The 15,936-nt window shown below is 40.3% G+C and carries 12 protein-coding genes, 1 other RNA gene and 2 pseudogenes; 8 read left to right on the top strand and 7 right to left on the bottom strand.

Features of this window, described 5'->3' with window-relative positions:
* The first annotated feature begins 80 nt into the window (after positions 1-80).
* The 4 genes and pseudogenes from DTA23_RS18065 (at position 81) to DTA23_RS18050 (ending at position 3,519) form a co-directional block, all read left to right on the top strand.
* Positions 81-722: a peptidase associated/transthyretin-like domain-containing protein gene (locus tag DTA23_RS18065; RefSeq protein WP_218565406.1), complete on the top strand. Its 642-nt coding sequence runs from the start codon at positions 81-83 to the stop codon at positions 720-722.
* Between the two features lie 115 nt (positions 723-837).
* A complete protein-coding gene (locus DTA23_RS18060) occupies positions 838-1,251 on the top strand; it encodes an RrF2 family transcriptional regulator (protein ID WP_112375580.1) in 414 nt (137 codons plus the stop codon).
* 7 nt (positions 1,252-1,258) lie between these two features.
* On the top strand, positions 1,259-1,906 hold the full coding sequence (locus DTA23_RS18055; protein ID WP_070566149.1) for an NAD(P)-dependent oxidoreductase: 648 nt from the start codon (positions 1,259-1,261) through the stop codon (positions 1,904-1,906).
* A gap of 134 nt (positions 1,907-2,040) precedes the next feature.
* Positions 2,041-3,519: pseudogene (locus DTA23_RS18050) on the top strand (amino acid permease).
* Between the two features lie 75 nt (positions 3,520-3,594).
* On the opposite strand, the gene DTA23_RS29375 reads toward DTA23_RS18050, so the two are convergent.
* Entirely contained in the window at positions 3,595-3,816 is a 222-nt protein-coding gene (locus DTA23_RS29375) for a hypothetical protein (RefSeq protein ID WP_256604240.1), read from the bottom strand.
* A gap of 67 nt (positions 3,817-3,883) precedes the next feature.
* Positions 3,884-4,138, bottom strand: coding sequence for a DUF1543 domain-containing protein (locus DTA23_RS29370; protein ID WP_256604238.1), 255 nt, complete (start codon positions 4,136-4,138; stop codon positions 3,884-3,886).
* Between the two features lie 142 nt (positions 4,139-4,280).
* Here DTA23_RS29370 and DTA23_RS18040 point away from each other — a divergent pair.
* Positions 4,281-5,168, top strand: a pseudogene (locus DTA23_RS18040) (serine hydrolase).
* Positions 5,169-5,264: 96 nt separating this feature from the next.
* On the opposite strand, the gene DTA23_RS18035 reads toward DTA23_RS18040, so the two are convergent.
* From DTA23_RS18035 to DTA23_RS18020, 4 genes are all read right to left on the bottom strand, one after another.
* Complete coding sequence (locus DTA23_RS18035) at positions 5,265-5,807, bottom strand: hypothetical protein (protein WP_112375579.1); 543 nt, start codon at positions 5,805-5,807, stop codon at positions 5,265-5,267.
* Positions 5,808-5,893: 86 nt separating this feature from the next.
* Complete coding sequence (locus tag DTA23_RS18030) at positions 5,894-6,781, bottom strand: bifunctional 5,10-methylenetetrahydrofolate dehydrogenase/5,10-methenyltetrahydrofolate cyclohydrolase (RefSeq protein WP_046672391.1); 888 nt, start codon at positions 6,779-6,781, stop codon at positions 5,894-5,896.
* A 64-nt stretch (positions 6,782-6,845) separates the two neighbouring features.
* Positions 6,846-8,636 carry a translation elongation factor 4 gene (gene lepA / locus DTA23_RS18025; protein ID WP_112375578.1) on the bottom strand — a complete coding sequence of 597 codons (1,791 nt, stop codon included), beginning with the start codon at positions 8,634-8,636 and terminating at the stop codon, positions 6,846-6,848.
* Between the two features lie 146 nt (positions 8,637-8,782).
* A complete protein-coding gene (locus tag DTA23_RS18020; RefSeq protein WP_112375577.1) occupies positions 8,783-9,772 on the bottom strand; it encodes a cation diffusion facilitator family transporter in 990 nt (329 codons plus the stop codon).
* Between the two features lie 266 nt (positions 9,773-10,038).
* Between DTA23_RS18020 and DTA23_RS18015 the strand changes: the two genes are divergently transcribed.
* From DTA23_RS18015 to ssrA, 3 genes are all read left to right on the top strand, one after another.
* Entirely contained in the window at positions 10,039-11,244 is a 1,206-nt protein-coding gene (locus tag DTA23_RS18015) for a pyridoxal phosphate-dependent aminotransferase (RefSeq protein WP_236560274.1), read from the top strand.
* Positions 11,245-11,415: 171 nt separating this feature from the next.
* A complete protein-coding gene (locus DTA23_RS18010) occupies positions 11,416-13,446 on the top strand; it encodes a M3 family metallopeptidase (RefSeq protein WP_112375575.1) in 2,031 nt (676 codons plus the stop codon).
* Positions 13,447-13,771: 325 nt separating this feature from the next.
* Positions 13,772-14,139: a transfer-messenger RNA gene (gene ssrA, locus DTA23_RS18005) on the top strand.
* 609 nt (positions 14,140-14,748) lie between these two features.
* Here ssrA and DTA23_RS18000 read toward each other — a convergent pair.
* A complete protein-coding gene (locus DTA23_RS18000) occupies positions 14,749-15,918 on the bottom strand; it encodes an AGE family epimerase/isomerase (protein WP_112375574.1) in 1,170 nt (389 codons plus the stop codon).
* Between the last annotated feature and the right edge of the window lie 18 nt (positions 15,919-15,936).

The raw sequence follows: 15,936 nt of genomic DNA, 5'->3' as shown, positions 1-15,936 counted from the left end.
TTCATAGATTGAAAATACATACTATATTTATTCGCATGAAAATCTTACAAACGATTCTAAGCTGCTTACTTATTACGCTAATGAGTGGACATCTTGTTGCACAGGAAAAAACCAAGGGGATTATTATGGAACTTGTCAGCGGTGAGAAAATCGAGGCTGCACAGATCCAAAATTTAAGAACCAAGGTTGAAGTACAGACCAATAGAGATGGCTCCTTTGCTATTGACGCCAATATAAACGACCTCTTGTTGATCAAGGCCGTCGGATACGAACAGGATACAGTCTTCATTTATGATACAAGCTTACGCAGAATCTATTTGAACAGAATGAATAATGTTATCGAACTGAGTGAAGTTCTCGTCGAACGGATGACAGACAGCAGACTTGCTGCTGAAATCCAGCGCGAGAAGACTTTAGGAAAGTATTCTGACGCAAGTCAAAATCGCGGTGGAGTACGGATTTCTCCAAGCCGCATATTTAGCAAAGAGGGAAAACAAGCCCGTTCAAACTATAAACTTCTGGTCGATGAACTCGAAAAAAGAGCAGTTGATCGAAAATTCACAGAAAACCTGATCAAAGAATTGACTCCGCTCAATGGTTCGGATCTAGCCCTGTTTAAGGAACGATTTAGACCATCTTATAAATTTATCCAAAACAGCAGCCAAGAAACTTTGAAGGTCTATATTATGGATAGTTATAAAAAATTTAACGAGAAAAAATAAAAAACAAACACTTTTATCACGTGATTGTCAGAAGGTTTTAAACTGTAATATTTTTTATTTCAGTTTAAAACCTTTTCTGTTACTTTGTGTTATAATTTAGAAAAATCAGCAGAGGATGTTACACAACTTGAGGTTCGCAACAGCATTACACATTATGGTTCTGGCGCAGTTAGAGGAGGCAAATCAATGGCTTTCTTCTGAATATATTGCGTCAAGCATTCAGGTCAATGCAAGTGTGGTTCGCAAAGAAATTGCATCTCTTAAAACAGCATCTTTACTCACGAGTAAAGAAGGTAAGGGCGGCGGTATTCGCATAAATCCCGAGAATCCAACGATTACCTTGGCTGATATTTATATCAGCACCAAGCAAAGCGATTTCGGCGGGAAATTTAACAATCCCAATCCGGCCTGTGTTGTTGGCAAAAATATCAACTCCAAACTCCAGGATCTGTATCAGGAAGTCGACACTGATATTGTACAGCGTTTGGAAAAGATAACCCTAGCTGATTTTAGCAAAACATTTAATTAAAGGAAACATGAAAGTAGCAGTAATTGGATCCACAGGATACGTAGGATCTCATCTCGTAAAAGAATTGGTAGACCGCAACTATGACGTCGTTGCAATCGCCCGCCACACCGAAAATATTCCATCGACTGAAAAAGTAACCAAACTCCAAGTAGATATCAATGATAATAATCAATTGGTTTCTGCTCTAAAAGGTGTTGATGTTGTTGTTTCGGCTTTCAATGCCGGATGGACCAACCCTAATCTTTATGAAGATTTTACAAAAGGTGCATTGGCAATCCAACAGGCTGTTAAGGATGCCGGTATCAATCGTTTCATTGTTATTGGTGGTGCAGGAAGTTTATTGATTGATGGAAATAGACTTGTCGATTCACCGGATTTTCCCAAAGAAATTAAACCTGGGGCTTTAGCTGCAGCAGATTACCTGAAAACCATCCAAAAAGAAGATCAACTTACCTGGACCATGTTTAGTCCTGCTATAGAAATGAATTCCCATGCTGGTGGAACCCGTACAGGAAAATACCGTACAGGCCTTGATGCTCCTGTATTTGACCAGGAAGGTCGATCTAGGTTATCAGTAGAGGATCTTGCTGTAGCAATAGCAGACGAAATTGAGAACAAACAATTCCTCAATAAACGCTTTACAGCAGCATATTAGTACCCAAACAAGCATTTGATTCAGATTTTATTACAAAAGGGAGGAGCAATCTTCCCTTTTTTCATTGAGATCATTTTATATTTGACATTAATTAAAACAATTAAAAAGCTAAATAATCGTAAAGAATTAATCCTATGCTATTTAAAAAATCGATTCCTCAACTCATTGCTGAAGCAAATGAAAATGGTGAACACACGCTAAAGAGGACACTGTCCAGCTCGGGCCTTATCGCCCTCGGTGTCGGGGCCATCATTGGAGCAGGACTTTTCTCCCTAACAGGAATTGCCGCTGCTGAAAATGCAGGGCCAGCTGTTATCCTATCTTTCATTATCGCTGCAGTAGGCTGTGGGTTCGCAGGACTTTGTTATGCCGAATTTGCCTCCATGATTCCTGTTGCGGGAAGTGCTTACACATATTCCTACGCCACAATGGGTGAATTTGTTCGCCTGGATTATCGGCTGGGATCTCGTCCTCGAATATGCACTGGGCAGGAGCTACAGTAGCCGTCAGCTGGTCCCAATATTTCAACCAGCTCCTGATGATATTCCATATCCAGCTCCCCGACACCCTACTCAAAGGCCCTTGGGAAGGTGGCGTGGTTAACTTACCTGCGATCATTATTGTTTGTTTACTCTCGCTATTGCTGATGCGTGGCACACAGGAATCATCCCGTGTAAACAATATATTGGTTATCCTAAAAGTCGGTGTTGTCTTGATTTTTATCGCCTTGGGATGGAGCTTTATCAATCCTGCAAACCACGATCCTTTTATCCCTGTAAATGCAGGTGAAGAGCTTGTAAAAAGTGGACAGCAAAGCTTCTGGTCATTTTTAAAGAGTGATGACTTTGGTCACTTTGGTATCAGTGGTGTATTGCGTGCTGCAGGCATTGTATTTTTTGCATTCATCGGTTTTGACGCGGTGAGTACAGCTGCCCAAGAAGCAAAAAATCCAAAAAAAGGTATGCCTATAGGTATCATCGGTTCATTAATAATCTGTACACTTTTGTATGTTTTATTCTCCTACGTAATGACCGGAATCGAACATTACACGATGTTTAAGGGGGACGCTAAGCCAGTTGCGACAGCTTTTGCCAGAACAGGCTACCATTTCTTAAATACAGCGTTGATTATTACGATTATTGCAGGATACACTTCAGTTATTCTCGTGATGTTACTTGGTCAGAGCCGCGTATTTTATTCGATGAGTAAGGATGGTTTGCTTCCAAAGATATTCTCAGACTTATCCAAAAGACAGACTCCTTGGAAAACAAACGCTATTTTCATGGTATTCGTCAGTATATTCGCAGGTTTCGTTCCAGTTTCAGACCTTGGCCATATGGTCAGTATCGGTACCCTATTTGCCTTCACCCTCGTATGTGTAGGTATTTTAGTACTACGTAAAACAGACCCCCAATTTGGAGCGCCCATTTAAAACACCACTGGTTCCTTTCGTTCCGATCATGGGAATCTTGGTCTGTATTTTAATGATGGCTTCATTGCCAATAGAAAGCTGGGAGCGTTTAGCGGTCTGGCTTGGTATAGGCTTATTGATTTATTTTGTATACGGCAAAAAACATAGTGTCATTAGAAAACAACATCAGAACCAACAATAAGTTGGTTAAACATAAAAAAGGCTTCTTTATAGAGAAGCCTTTTTTATGTTTAAGAAATCGAATAGCGCATTCCCTCTATAACGCGCTCAGTTTAAAATAGCCATTCGCAATGGTATCTTCTTCCAAACCGGTCTTTGGCGTAATTTGAATACTATACTGCTCTTTATCACGAGGTAATAGCAAATCTTCGATCTCATAAATATCATCAACATCCAAACCATACTTATCATCGATGTGTGCCGAACTGTGGTGCTTCCAAAAAACAGTCCGTTTTGCCTTTTCAGTAGCCTTGGCCAAACTCGATGCAACAATAAGCTCTTTGTAATGGAACTCATCAAATTCATTCGGTTTGTATCCCCCTAAATTAACAAAAAAACAATTTCACTTCCGAATCAACAGCCTGTCCATTCCCCCTTTCAGTAACCTTAATTTCATATTCCCCGATCTTATGGACAATACGGTAGGCATCAATATGGATTTTACCATCAGCCTCAGGCCAAAAATCTTTAATGGGATCAACAAAATCCTTGAGCTCATTCCCAATGCCAAAGAAAATGTCGTGCTGTTCTGTCCGTCTATTTTTCGGCTTACAACCGATCAAAATCATAAATAACTTCATAGTCAAAAACCCAGTCTTTCAATGTCCATACTAGAATATCCAGTTTATTTTTCAGCGATGTTTATGCGTACTAATCATGGATATTTCATAACTTAAGCCCTATAAAAATAAAAATAACTATTATCCACCACATTTAACATACATTATAACTTCACAATGCACAAAATATTCCTATCATTTACGTTACTATTCTTATCATTACTGTCCTTTTGGACAAAAAGCCGCTACCGATAAAAAACTCGAATCACAGATAAAACAGCTCATTCAGGGTTTTCAAGGCGATATTGGCATTTATGTACACCATCTTAAAAAAAATAAAGAAGTCAACATTCAGGGCGACAGCATTTTCCCTACAGCAAGCATTGTCAAAATCCCCATTTTAGTCGGTATCTTTGATAAAATTGAAAAAGGTGAACTACAACTTGATCAGCAACTACTCTACCGTTCGAGTCAACGCTATGGTGGCTCAGGACTGATGCAGTTCTTTAAGGATAGTACACAGGTTGACCTGAAAACCTTGGTCGCACTTATGCTATCGTATAGTGATAATGTAACCAGCATTTGGAATCAAAAGCTAGCAGGAGGAGGTATCGCAATCCAACCCAATTAATGAGTAGCCCTTCAACTGCCTCATACACGTGTCAACTCGCAGACAGAAGGGCGGAAACCGGATTGGGAAAAATATGGTTGGGGCCAGACTACACCAAAAGAAATGGCCGACTTGGTCACACTAATCCGACAAGGCAAAGTTGTTTCCTCAAAATCTTCCGATCAGATGTATCGTTTTATGGGCAACATGTTCTATGACGAGAGAGGGCTATCGCAAATCCCTTCCACTATCAAAACAGCTTCAAAAACAGGCTCTTTAGATGACGTACGCAATGAGGTCATTTTAGTCAATGCACCAAAAGGAGATTACGTTTTCAGTATTTTCACCAAGAACAATACCGACAAAAGCTGGGGCAAAACGAATGAAGCGGAAGTACTTACCCGCAAGCTCTCCAAATTATTATGGGATTATTACCAATAAGCTTATTTAAATCGATTCGCGATAAGTTTGCTGTATAAAGAAAGGGGACACTTTATCGAAGTGCCCCCTTTCCTATATTTAAATGAAAGACGTTAACTAGTTCTTCAACGCTTCACCTACATTTTTAGCTTTTCTGCTGATATCGTCACCTACTTTTTTGGACGCATCTTTTACATCTTTCGCAGCTTCTTTTGTTCCAGAAGCAACGTCATTTGCAACTTTTTTCGTGCCGTCAGCAACATCTTTTGCAGCATCTTTTGTTTTATCAACAGCCGTGTTCGTTGCATCTACTGTCGCATCTTTTGCGTCTTTTAATCCTTCTTTTACATCTTCACCTGCGTTACGCAATGCATCTTTTGTCTTTTCCCAAGCTGTATTAGCTTCTTCAGAAGCAACCCGCGCTTTCTCCTCGGCGGCTTTATCGCCTTTTGCGATAGCTTCATCCAAATCCTTTTTCGCCTGTTCCGCTTTCAAACGCGCATTTTCTTCCGCATTTTTTAAATCTGCGATCGCCGCATCTACATGCTCACCGACGGTTTGTGCCGAATCTGTCGCTGTAGTGTCTTTTTTCTCCGAATTGTTGCAAGAAGACATCACCAATGCTCCTGCTACGACTGCTAAAAGTGCAATTTTTTTCATTATAAATTGATTTATGAGTGTAGTTTTCAACGGCTCATCAGAGCGCGCTTACATCAATTTACAACTTCTATGCCAAATAGACAAAATTATTGCTTTGGATAGATCGTTCCTTTCGCAGCTTCGAGCGTATTTTTCAATAAACCAACAATCGTCATCAAACCTACGCCTCCTGGAACAGGTGTAATCCACGAGGCCTTAGGAGCAACATTTTCAAAATCAACATCCCCGTATAACTTAAAACCAGATTTCGTTGCTGTAGAAGTTTCTCTATTGATACCCACATCGATCACTACTGCACCATCTTTAACCATGTCGGCCGTAACAAAATTTTTCTTACCAATTGCTGCAACAACAATGTCGCCTCTCAGAACCTCCGTTTTAAGATCTTTTGTACGACTATGTGTTAATGTCACTGTACAATTACCTGGATTGGAATTACGTGCCAGCAAGATACTCATTGGCGATCCTACGATATTGCTTCTTCCAACCACTACAGCGTGTTTGCCTGCAGTATCGATCTTATAATATTCCAACATCAGCATAATACCATATGGCGTAGCTGGAATAAAACAAGGAAGATTACGTTGCATGCGCCCGAGGTTGATTGGGTGGAAACCATCCACATCTTTGCGGTAATCAATTGCTTCGGTAACTTTATCCGGATCAATATGTTTTGGTAAAGGCAGCTGAACAATCAAACCGTCAATAGACTCATCCTGATTGATTTCTTTGACCTTAGCGATCAATTCATCCTCGGTAATGTTTTCATCATAACGAATGTTTGTTGATTCAAAACCGACCAGTTGACAGTTGCGCATTTTGCTGGCCACATAGGTTTCGCTACCACCATCATTCCCCACAAGGATAGCAACCAGATGAGGTTTGCGGCCAGTCTGTGTCGTAAATTCAGCCGCATCTAACGCAATTTGCTCTTTAATTTTTTCGGAAACTAGTTTACCATCTAATAGATTCATGTTTAGGAGATTTTATTGTATTTAAAAGGAGCCCAAGAGCTCCTTTATTATAGTGTTATTTTGATTAATCTAATTTCAATACCGCCATAAATGCAGATTGCGGAATCTCTACGTTCCCAACCTGACGCATGCGTTTCTTACCTTTCTTCTGTTTCTCCAAAAGCTTACGCTTCCGGGAGATGTCACCACCATAACATTTTGCTGTAACATCTTTACGTAAAGCGGAGATCGTCTCACGTGCGATGATCTTTGCGCCGATTGACGCTTGAATACGAATTTCAAATTGTTGACGTGGTAACAGTTCTTTTAGTTTTTCACAGATCTTTTTACCAAAATCATAGGCGTTACTTCTGTGAATTAACGACGACAGGGCATCTACAGGTTCATCGTTCAATCGGATATCCAATTTGACCAAGTCTGACTTGCGATAACCAATCTGGTGGTAATCAAATGAAGCATAACCTTTAGAGATTGTTTTCAACTTATCATAAAAGTCAAATACAATTTCTCCCATTGGCATTTCAAAAACCAATTCAACACGATCTGACGTCAAATAATGCTGATTCATGATCGTACCACGTTTCTGGATACAAAGAGACATAATTGGTCCTACGAAATCCGATTTCGTAATAATATTAGCTTTGATATAGGGCTCTTCGATTGAATCCAATTTACTTGGATCCGGTAGATCTGAAGGATTATGTACGATCACTTCCTCTTTATCTTTAGTCATATAGGCCTTATAAGATACGTTGGGAACTGTCGTGATAACCGTCATATCAAACTCGCGCTCGAGGCGCTCCTGAATAATCTCCATGTGAAGCATACCCAAGAACCCACAACGGAAGCCGAAACCCAGGGCTGCTGACGACTCTGGTTCAAACACCAAAGAAGCATCGTTAAGCTGCAAACGGTGCATAGATTCACGCAACTCCTCGTAATCTTCCGTATCTACAGGATAAATACCCGCAAAGACCATCGGTTTCACCTCTTCAAACCCTTGGATAGCCTCAGAACAAGGACGATCTTTATGCGTAATGGTATCCCCCACTTTCACTTCACGTGCCTCCTTAATTCCAGAGATAATATAACCAACATCACCGGTCTTAATGACTTCTTTGGGTACTTGATTCAACTTCAGCGTCCCAATTTCATCGGCAAAATATTCTTTCCCAGTGGCAACAAATTTCACGCGGTCGCCTTTACGGATTTCACCATTTTCAACTTTAAAATAAGCCATGATACCACGGAATGAGTTGAAAACAGAGTCAAAAATCAAGGCTTGCAAAGGTCCGTCAGGATCACCCACAGGATGTGGAATACAGTCTACAATAGCTTCCAAAATATCCGGAACCCCAAGACCTGTTTTACCGGATGCAGGAATAATCGCATCACGGTCACCACCGATCAAATCCACAATCTGATCTTTGACTTCTTCTGGCATAGCACCTGGAAGATCCATTTTGTTGAGAATCGGGATAATTTCCAAATCATGTTCCAACGCCAGATATAAATTTGAAATCGTTTGGGCCTGAATACCTTGAGATGCATCAACGATCAATAAAGCGCCCTCGCAGGCAGCAATTGAACGCGACACCTCATAAGAAAAATCCACGTGTCCTGGGGTATCGATTAGGTTCAAGATATATTCCTGACCATCTCTTTTATAATTCATTTGGATGGCGTGACTCTTGATCGTAATACCACGTTCACGTTCCAAATCCATATTATCAAGTAATTGTGCCTGTGCCTCACGCTGACTGATGGTATTGGTATACTCTAAAAGGCGGTCTGCCAAAGTACTTTTGCCATGGTCAATATGCGCAATAATACAGAAATTACGAATGTGCTTCATATAGGATTTTTAAACTCTTTTGCTAAAAGGCAAAGATACCTTTTTTTATATATATTTATATAACCTAGCTTTTTTTTAGTTTACTATACATGAAGAAATCAGACGATACCGTATGCCTGTTAATTAGGAGAAAGAAACAGTATTCCCTATTCGGCAATAGCATATAAAAAATGTTTTTGATTCCGCGTAACATTTTCCGTATCCCAAGAAATTCTTACCCGAAATTGCTCCGTACGAATTGGGCAATTGTCGACCTGGCAATACTGGCAGCACTGTGGAAGACAAGGATCCGCATGAACAAAAAATTCGGTTCGTACCGACATCTCCTTATTGACAATCTTATCCACAGCAGAAATTTCATCGTGCACCTGGGTAAGGTCAAGGTAACGGGGAAGTGTAAGATGGCAATCTACATGGAGTTCGTTCCCATAGCGCTGTACACGAAGATTATGGACATCAATCCATTCATCTTTCCGATTGCGCTCCAAGATTTCAACAACATCCTGCACAAGTGCTGTATCCGATTCATCCATCAATCCACCGATCGATTGGCGAAGTAGCTTATAACCATTGAAGAGAATAAAAAGCCCCAATACAATGGAGATGACTACATCGATCCACAGGAAACCGGTCAGTTTCATCAACAATAACCCCAGTATCAATCCGACCGTACTATAGGCATCGACCTGCAGATGTTTTCCATCTGCCACCAAGGTAATGGAGCCCAATGCACGTCCGCGCTTCATGATATAAAATCCGACAGCAAAATTTAGCACAGATGTAAAACCAATCAGATAAATCCCTTGTTCGAGGTGTGTTAACGCTGCAGGAAAGAAAAGATTGTAACAAGCCTTGGCTAAGATAATGGCTCCAGCGATGAAAATAAGTCCACCTTCCAAAAACACCGAAAAGAACTCCACTTTACCATGCCCGTAAGGATGATTCTCATCCTTAGGCTGTGCCGAAAGATAAATACTATAAAATGCAAAACCCGAAGCAATCACATTAACAATACTCTCTGCCGCATCTGTAAAGATTGCACTGGAGTCCGTTAAGAAGTAGGCAAAAAACTTCACAATCATCAGACCTATTCCCGTAAAAAGCGATAATAAAACCAATCTTCTTTGTCTTGACATGATGCTTATCTTTTATATGAACCGTTTATGAGCAAATGATGAAATGAGGACTAGCCAACATTTTTGTGAGCGCAAAGGTAAAGATATAACGACAAATCAGAACGATTAGTTTTGAACATCCAACGTCGGGGATCAATTAAATAACTGTGCTAAATCGCTTCAATAGCCCTTTTGTTAAAAAAGCCCAATAAAAGAGCTACTTTTCTTTGTAAATTCTCAAAAATAAAGAAGATTATTTGCAACGTATGTAATATCTTTGTCTTACCATGAGCACATCATCATACTTATCAGACAGGATAAATAATTTGTCCGAATCGGCTACACTTAAAATGACCAAGTTGGGCCGCGAATTAGCAGCAAAAGGCGTTAATGTAATTAGTCTTAGCGTAGGTGAACCTGATTTCAACACCCCTGAGCATGTAAAGGATGCAGCGAAGAAAGCCCTAGATGAAAACTGGACGCGTTATTCGCCGGTACCGGGATACCCTGAATTGCGCCAGGCAATTGTAAACAAGTTGAAGACAGAAAACAATTTAGATTATGATATCTCTCAAATTGTTGTTTCTACAGGTGCAAAACAATCCCTGTCTAATGTAATTTTGACTTTGATCAACCCCGGTGATGAGGTAATTATCCCAACACCTTATTGGGTATCATACTCCGAAATGGTCGTTTTAGCAGAAGGAAAATCGGTATTTATCAATACAGAGATCGACAATAACTTTAAGATTACACCAGCACAATTGGAAGCGGCAATTACACCAAAAACCAAATTGTTCATGTTCTCTTCGCCAAACAACCCTACTGGAACAGTTTACAGCAAAGATGAATTGGCTGCATTAGCTGAAGTTTTCGAAAAACATCCACAGGTATTTATCCTATCCGATGAGATCTACGAACATATCAACTTTGTAGACAAACACGAATCCATCGCACAATTTGAAAGCATCAAAGATAGAGTGATCATCATCAATGGTTTTTCAAAAGCATTTGCAATGACGGGATGGCGTTTAGGTTATATCGCTGCTAACAAAACCATTGCCGCCGCAAATGATAAATTACAAGGACAGACAACCTCAGGTACCTGTTCAATTTCTCAACGTGCGGGTATCGTCGCTTATGAACAAGGATTAGAATCTGTCAACAAAATGAAAGAAGCTTTCGCTCGTCGTCGCCAATTGGTATACGATCTATTGAGTGAAATCCCAGGTGTAAGAACAAATCTACCAGAGGGTGCATTCTATTTCTTCCCTGAAATCTCTTCGTTCTTTGGTAAAAAAGACCAAGATGGTAATGTCATTAAAAACTCATCTGATTTGGCATTGTACTTATTGAATGTTGGTCACGTAGCCACTGTGGGTGGAGATTCATTCGGTAACGACAACTACATCCGTTTGTCCTATGCAGCTTCAGATGAAAGTTTGATCGAAGCTTTAAAAAGAATCAAGGAAGCATTAGGAAAACTAGCCTAGTCGCTTATCCCAATATAAAAAAAGAGCTCATAGGAGCTCTTTTTTTATGCAGTGCCAATTCCCCATACGTTTTCGACACAGCTTAAACGCCGATTCGGTCAAATATCATCTCAGCTCCATAATTTAAGTAGATGCTATCGCTTGAAATAAATATTTATTACATTTACTCCTATGAGTATTTTAACAGAGAAATTTAAAACGCAGCACGACACGGCTCCGTTTTCACAGATAAAAAACGAAGATTATATTCCCGCATTTGATGAAGCTATTCAGCAGACAAAAGATGAAGTCGATGCAATCGTCAACAATCCCGAAACGGCAACGTTCGACAATACGATCGCTGCGATGTCTTACTCAGGACAAACACTAGACCGCTTGTCCAATATCTTTTTCAATCTTCATTCCGCTGAAACCAACGCCGATCTTGAAAAAATCGCACAGGATGTAGCCCCAAAATTATCTGCTTTAGGAAATGATATCACCTTAAATTTCGATCTTTTCAAACGAGTTAAGGCTGTATACGATCAGAAAGATCAACTGACATTGACGGCAGAACAAACGACTCTATTGGAAAAATCCTATAAGGATTTTGTACGCAACGGAGCTCTTTTGAATGATGAACAAAAAGGAAAACTCCGCGAAATAGATGCCGAGCTATCGCTTTTAAAATTGAAATTCGGCGAGAACGTCCTCGCCGAAACCAATGCCTACCAGCTGTTGGTAACAGACGAAAAAGATCTTGCCGGACTTCCAGAGGGTGCCATAGAAGCTGCACATGCTTTGGCTAAAACCAACGAACAAGAGGGCTGGATTTTTACCCTGGATTTTCCAAGCTACCTTCCTTTTGTCACGTATGCCGACAATCGGGAACTTCGCAAAGAAATTACCCTCGCGGCAGGCCGCAAAGGATTTCAAGATAACGAGCACAACAACGTGGACAATGTCCTTAAAATTGTAAAACTTCGCTTCGAACGGGCCAAATTATTAGGCTACGCTACCCATGCCGACTTTGTCCTTGCCGAACGTATGGCACAAGACCCAGGCAAAGTCAAGGAATTTCTAAACGACCTACTGGGAAAAGCGAAACCAGCAGCAGTAAAAGAATTTGCAGAATTATCCCAATTTGCAAAAAACTTACATGGCATAGACCAACTGGAAAAATGGGATGGCGCCTATTATGCCGAAAAGCTGAAACAAGAACGCTTTAATCTGGACGATGAAAAGCTCAAACCTTATTTCAAACTCGAAAATGTCTTACAAGGCGCTTTTGAAGTAGCGCATCGTTTGTTTGGCATCAACTTCAAAGAAGTCGATACAATAGATACCTACCACGAAGAAGTACAAACATTTGAAGTCAGTAAAGACAATGGTGAATTAGTGGCTATCTTCTATGCCGATTTCTTCCCGCGTAAGGGCAAGAGAAATGGGGCATGGATGACCTCTTTCAAACCACAGTACATTCAAGATGGTAAACAAGAACGTCCTCATGTCTCTATTGTCTGCAATTTTACGCGTCCTACAGCGTCAAAACCTTCGCTGTTGACCTTTCAGGAAGTGACAACATTATTTCACGAATTCGGACACGCCCTACATGGTATGCTCGCTGACAGCACTTATCCTACACTATCCGGAACATCTGTGTATTGGGATTTTGTCGAGTTACCGAGTCAGGTGATGGAAAACTGGTGCTATGAAAAAGAAGCCCTTGAGCTATTTGCCAAACACTATGAAACTGGCGAAGTGATCCCGATGGAACTTGTCGAAAAGATCCGCGAAAGCGCGTCCTTTCTTGAGGGGATGGCGACTATGCGCCAATTGAGCTTTGGGCTATTGGATATGGGCTGGCATGGACAGGATCCAACTTCGATCTCGGATCTGAAAGCATTCGAAGACGAACAGTTTGCCTCAACAAAACTCTATCCCGATGTCAAGGAAAATGCCATGAGTACGGCCTTCTCCCATATTTTCAATGGCGGTTATTCTTCAGGCTATTACAGCTATAAATGGGCCGAAGTCCTGGATGCCGATGCATTTGACTACTTTAAACAAAACGGTATTTTCAATAAGGAAATCGCGACTAAATTCAAGGATAATATCCTTTCAAAAGGTGGAACCGAACATCCAATGGTGCTATACAAACGCTTCCGCGGACAGGAGCCTTCGGTAGAACCCCTATTGAAAAGAGCTGGATTGATCAAATAACTGGATTGATTAAATTATAAAAAAGCTGGATGTAAAATCCAGCTTTTTTAGTGGAAACATAGGTATACCAAGAACTTCCTTGCCTATCAAAGTCCCTGTGAAAATACCGAGCATTCAGCCGATCAAATAACTTTTATTTCGCACTGTATAATTGCAAGCAACATTAATATTGCACGAATTCCATAGGTTTTATACTGGCCATACCTGATCCTAAGTAATTTTATAAAAGCGTCATTTGTTTTCCATTCAAAACCAGGACATTAAACAAGAATCGCGTATATCTTGCCCATTTAGCAAAAAAATAGTACCTTTGTAGGACATAATTGGGGTTGACCGGAATTGACAGGATGGAGACGGTTATGTAAGCATGTAGTGCGTTGTTAGTAGAGCACTTTAATCTGAACTTTCAGAATTATAACTGGCGAAGAAAACTACGCCTTAGCTGCTTAAGTTAGACTTAACATAGCTATTTGTCCCGTTAGATCCTGTTCTTTGGTTTAACATTCGGGGCATCGAACAATAGAACTGGCAAGTGTGATGTTGCTAAGCACTTGTGAGAAACAGCAACTACGGCGTACGGTATAGGTAAGCGACTCACCTTCCCTCGCCCGACAATTAAAGAGAAGCTAAACATGTAGAAAGCGTATACAGTACCATGACTGGACGAGAGTTCGAATCTCTCCAGCTCCACTTAAGGAGACACTTCATAGAAAGTGTCTCCTTTTTTTTATACCCCTAAAAAACTATGAATCAACCTGTTAAAACACCTACACATAGAGTTCGAAAATTTTAACAGAATTATTTAGTCTTTGGTTACCGTTGACGTAAAAAACGAGGTTTACGACATCTCTGACCTCTCTTTTCAGGAGTTCGATTTCCCCTTAAGGATTTGTCATCCAAAATACTTGAATTTAAATTACAATATTTAATATTGATCATCAAACTTATATTTAAACGCTACGTCAGTAACATTCTTTTAGAGTAACTATGATGCTATTATATTCTCTTTTGTAATCGCCCTTTGATATAGATAGTTGGTAATAGAATCGAGAACAATACAGTTTAGAAAGAAAATGAGAATAAAAGTACCTCTATAAATAGCGAGAATTTCCAAGGTAATCTCAGCTAAAATGAGAAATACTCTGAATCCCCTAGGAAATCGAAGCCTCCTTTCATTTATCTTTCTATAAATAAGTTATAAAGCTACTTTTTCCCAATCGCTGAATTGACATACATTTTAGCCGCAAGTGCAAAGGTTAATTTAAAATAAATATCCGGTACCTAAAAATTTATTTCATAATTTTAGCAGACGTAGTCATTAAACCGAAGCATTTCTAAACACATCCGGCCGTTGTGATAAGGGCATTTCCAGAAACCTGCCTTATCATCGTTACGATTTATTTGTCCATCGGGCAATACACTCCAGTGCCATTCTCCAAATTGAACATCAATAAGTTTTGTCTGAATAAAGTTCCAGGCATTTTCTGCTAAATCTAAAAACTTGGAGTCAGGTACAATTTTGGACAGATAGCTATAACCAACTACTGCCTCGGCCTGTACCCACCAATGTCTTTCCTCATCTAAATGACCATTTTTAAATTCGTAAGCCATACTTCCGTCAGGAAGGATGCCCTCCACGGCGGCGAGACCAATGCTGGTCACAATATCTTTGATGGATTGGGAGAATGCGGGAATATTCAATACAATAGTAGCTTCCCACAAAAGCCATGCTGCTTCAATATCATGACCATATGATATGGTATCAGTTGTTGAGTTCCACTCACGATCAAAAAAAAGATTGAGATGCCCTGTACGCGAATCATAGATTTTGCTGACGAAAAGATCGACCAGACCCTTTTGGGCTGAAATTAATTGATCATCTGGCCACACCTGTAGCAGATTGGTATAGGGCTCAAGAATATGCAAATGGGTATTCATGGTTTTAACCACATTCTCGTCTTTTTCACTCAGCCGCATATCGGCTATCGGTGACCAGTCGCGCGAAAAAGCTTCCAAGTATCCGCCATACTTATCATCATAAGTATGCTCGATCAACTTAAAAAGATCTATTGATAACTCCAAAGCTTCGGATGTTCCTGTAGCCCTGTAAAACTCCGAGAAGCCGTACAGTGCAAAGCCCTGTGCATAGGTCTGTTTTTTTGTATTGAGGGGCTTGCCCTGATAATCAAGCTCCCAATAAACCCCGCCATATTCTTTATCGATAAAATTATCGCGTAAGTAGTGGTAAGCCCGTTCGGCCATTCGTAAATAGGATATATCGTTAAATTGGCGATAGGCAGCAGAGAACGTCCAAAGGATCCTGGCATGCATAACAGCTCCTTTGCTAGCATAGGGCACCAAATGATTATGCCCATCCATCTTTCCGTAAAACCCGCCAAATTCCAGATCGACCATTTTTTCACTCCAAAATGGAAGTATGTTGTTTTCAAGTGTTTCTCTAAAACGATTCATTTAATTCAAGCTAAATGT

Origin of the sequence: Sphingobacterium multivorum (assembly GCF_900457465.1) — a bacterium.
GTDB lineage: Bacteria > Bacteroidota > Bacteroidia > Sphingobacteriales > Sphingobacteriaceae > Sphingobacterium > Sphingobacterium multivorum.
The sequence above is the reverse complement of the archived record's forward strand: the minus strand, read 5'-3'. Positions and strand labels throughout refer to the sequence as shown.

Bases quoted from the DNA above. Each gene is read 5' to 3' on its own strand.
- DTA23_RS18020 (WP_112375577.1), bottom strand. From the start codon at position 9,772: ATGTCAAGACAAAGAAGATTGGTTTTATTATCGCTTTTTACGGGAATA.
- DTA23_RS18000 (WP_112375574.1), bottom strand. From the start codon at position 15,918: ATGAATCGTTTTAGAGAAACACTTGAAAACAACATACTTCCATTTTGG.
- lepA (WP_112375578.1), bottom strand. From the start codon at position 8,636: ATGAAGCACATTCGTAATTTCTGTATTATTGCGCATATTGACCATGGC.
- DTA23_RS18030 (WP_046672391.1), bottom strand. From the start codon at position 6,781: ATGAATCTATTAGATGGTAAACTAGTTTCCGAAAAAATTAAAGAGCAA.
- DTA23_RS18010 (WP_112375575.1), top strand. From the start codon at position 11,416: ATGAGTATTTTAACAGAGAAATTTAAAACGCAGCACGACACGGCTCCG.
- DTA23_RS18060 (WP_112375580.1), top strand. From the start codon at position 838: ATGTTACACAACTTGAGGTTCGCAACAGCATTACACATTATGGTTCTG.
- DTA23_RS29370 (WP_256604238.1), bottom strand. From the start codon at position 4,138: ATGAAGTTATTTATGATTTTGATCGGTTGTAAGCCGAAAAATAGACGG.
- DTA23_RS18055 (WP_070566149.1), top strand. From the start codon at position 1,259: ATGAAAGTAGCAGTAATTGGATCCACAGGATACGTAGGATCTCATCTC.
- DTA23_RS18015 (WP_236560274.1), top strand. From the start codon at position 10,039: ATGAGCACATCATCATACTTATCAGACAGGATAAATAATTTGTCCGAA.
- DTA23_RS18065 (WP_218565406.1), top strand. From the start codon at position 81: ATGAGTGGACATCTTGTTGCACAGGAAAAAACCAAGGGGATTATTATG.
- DTA23_RS18035 (WP_112375579.1), bottom strand. From the start codon at position 5,807: ATGAAAAAAATTGCACTTTTAGCAGTCGTAGCAGGAGCATTGGTGATG.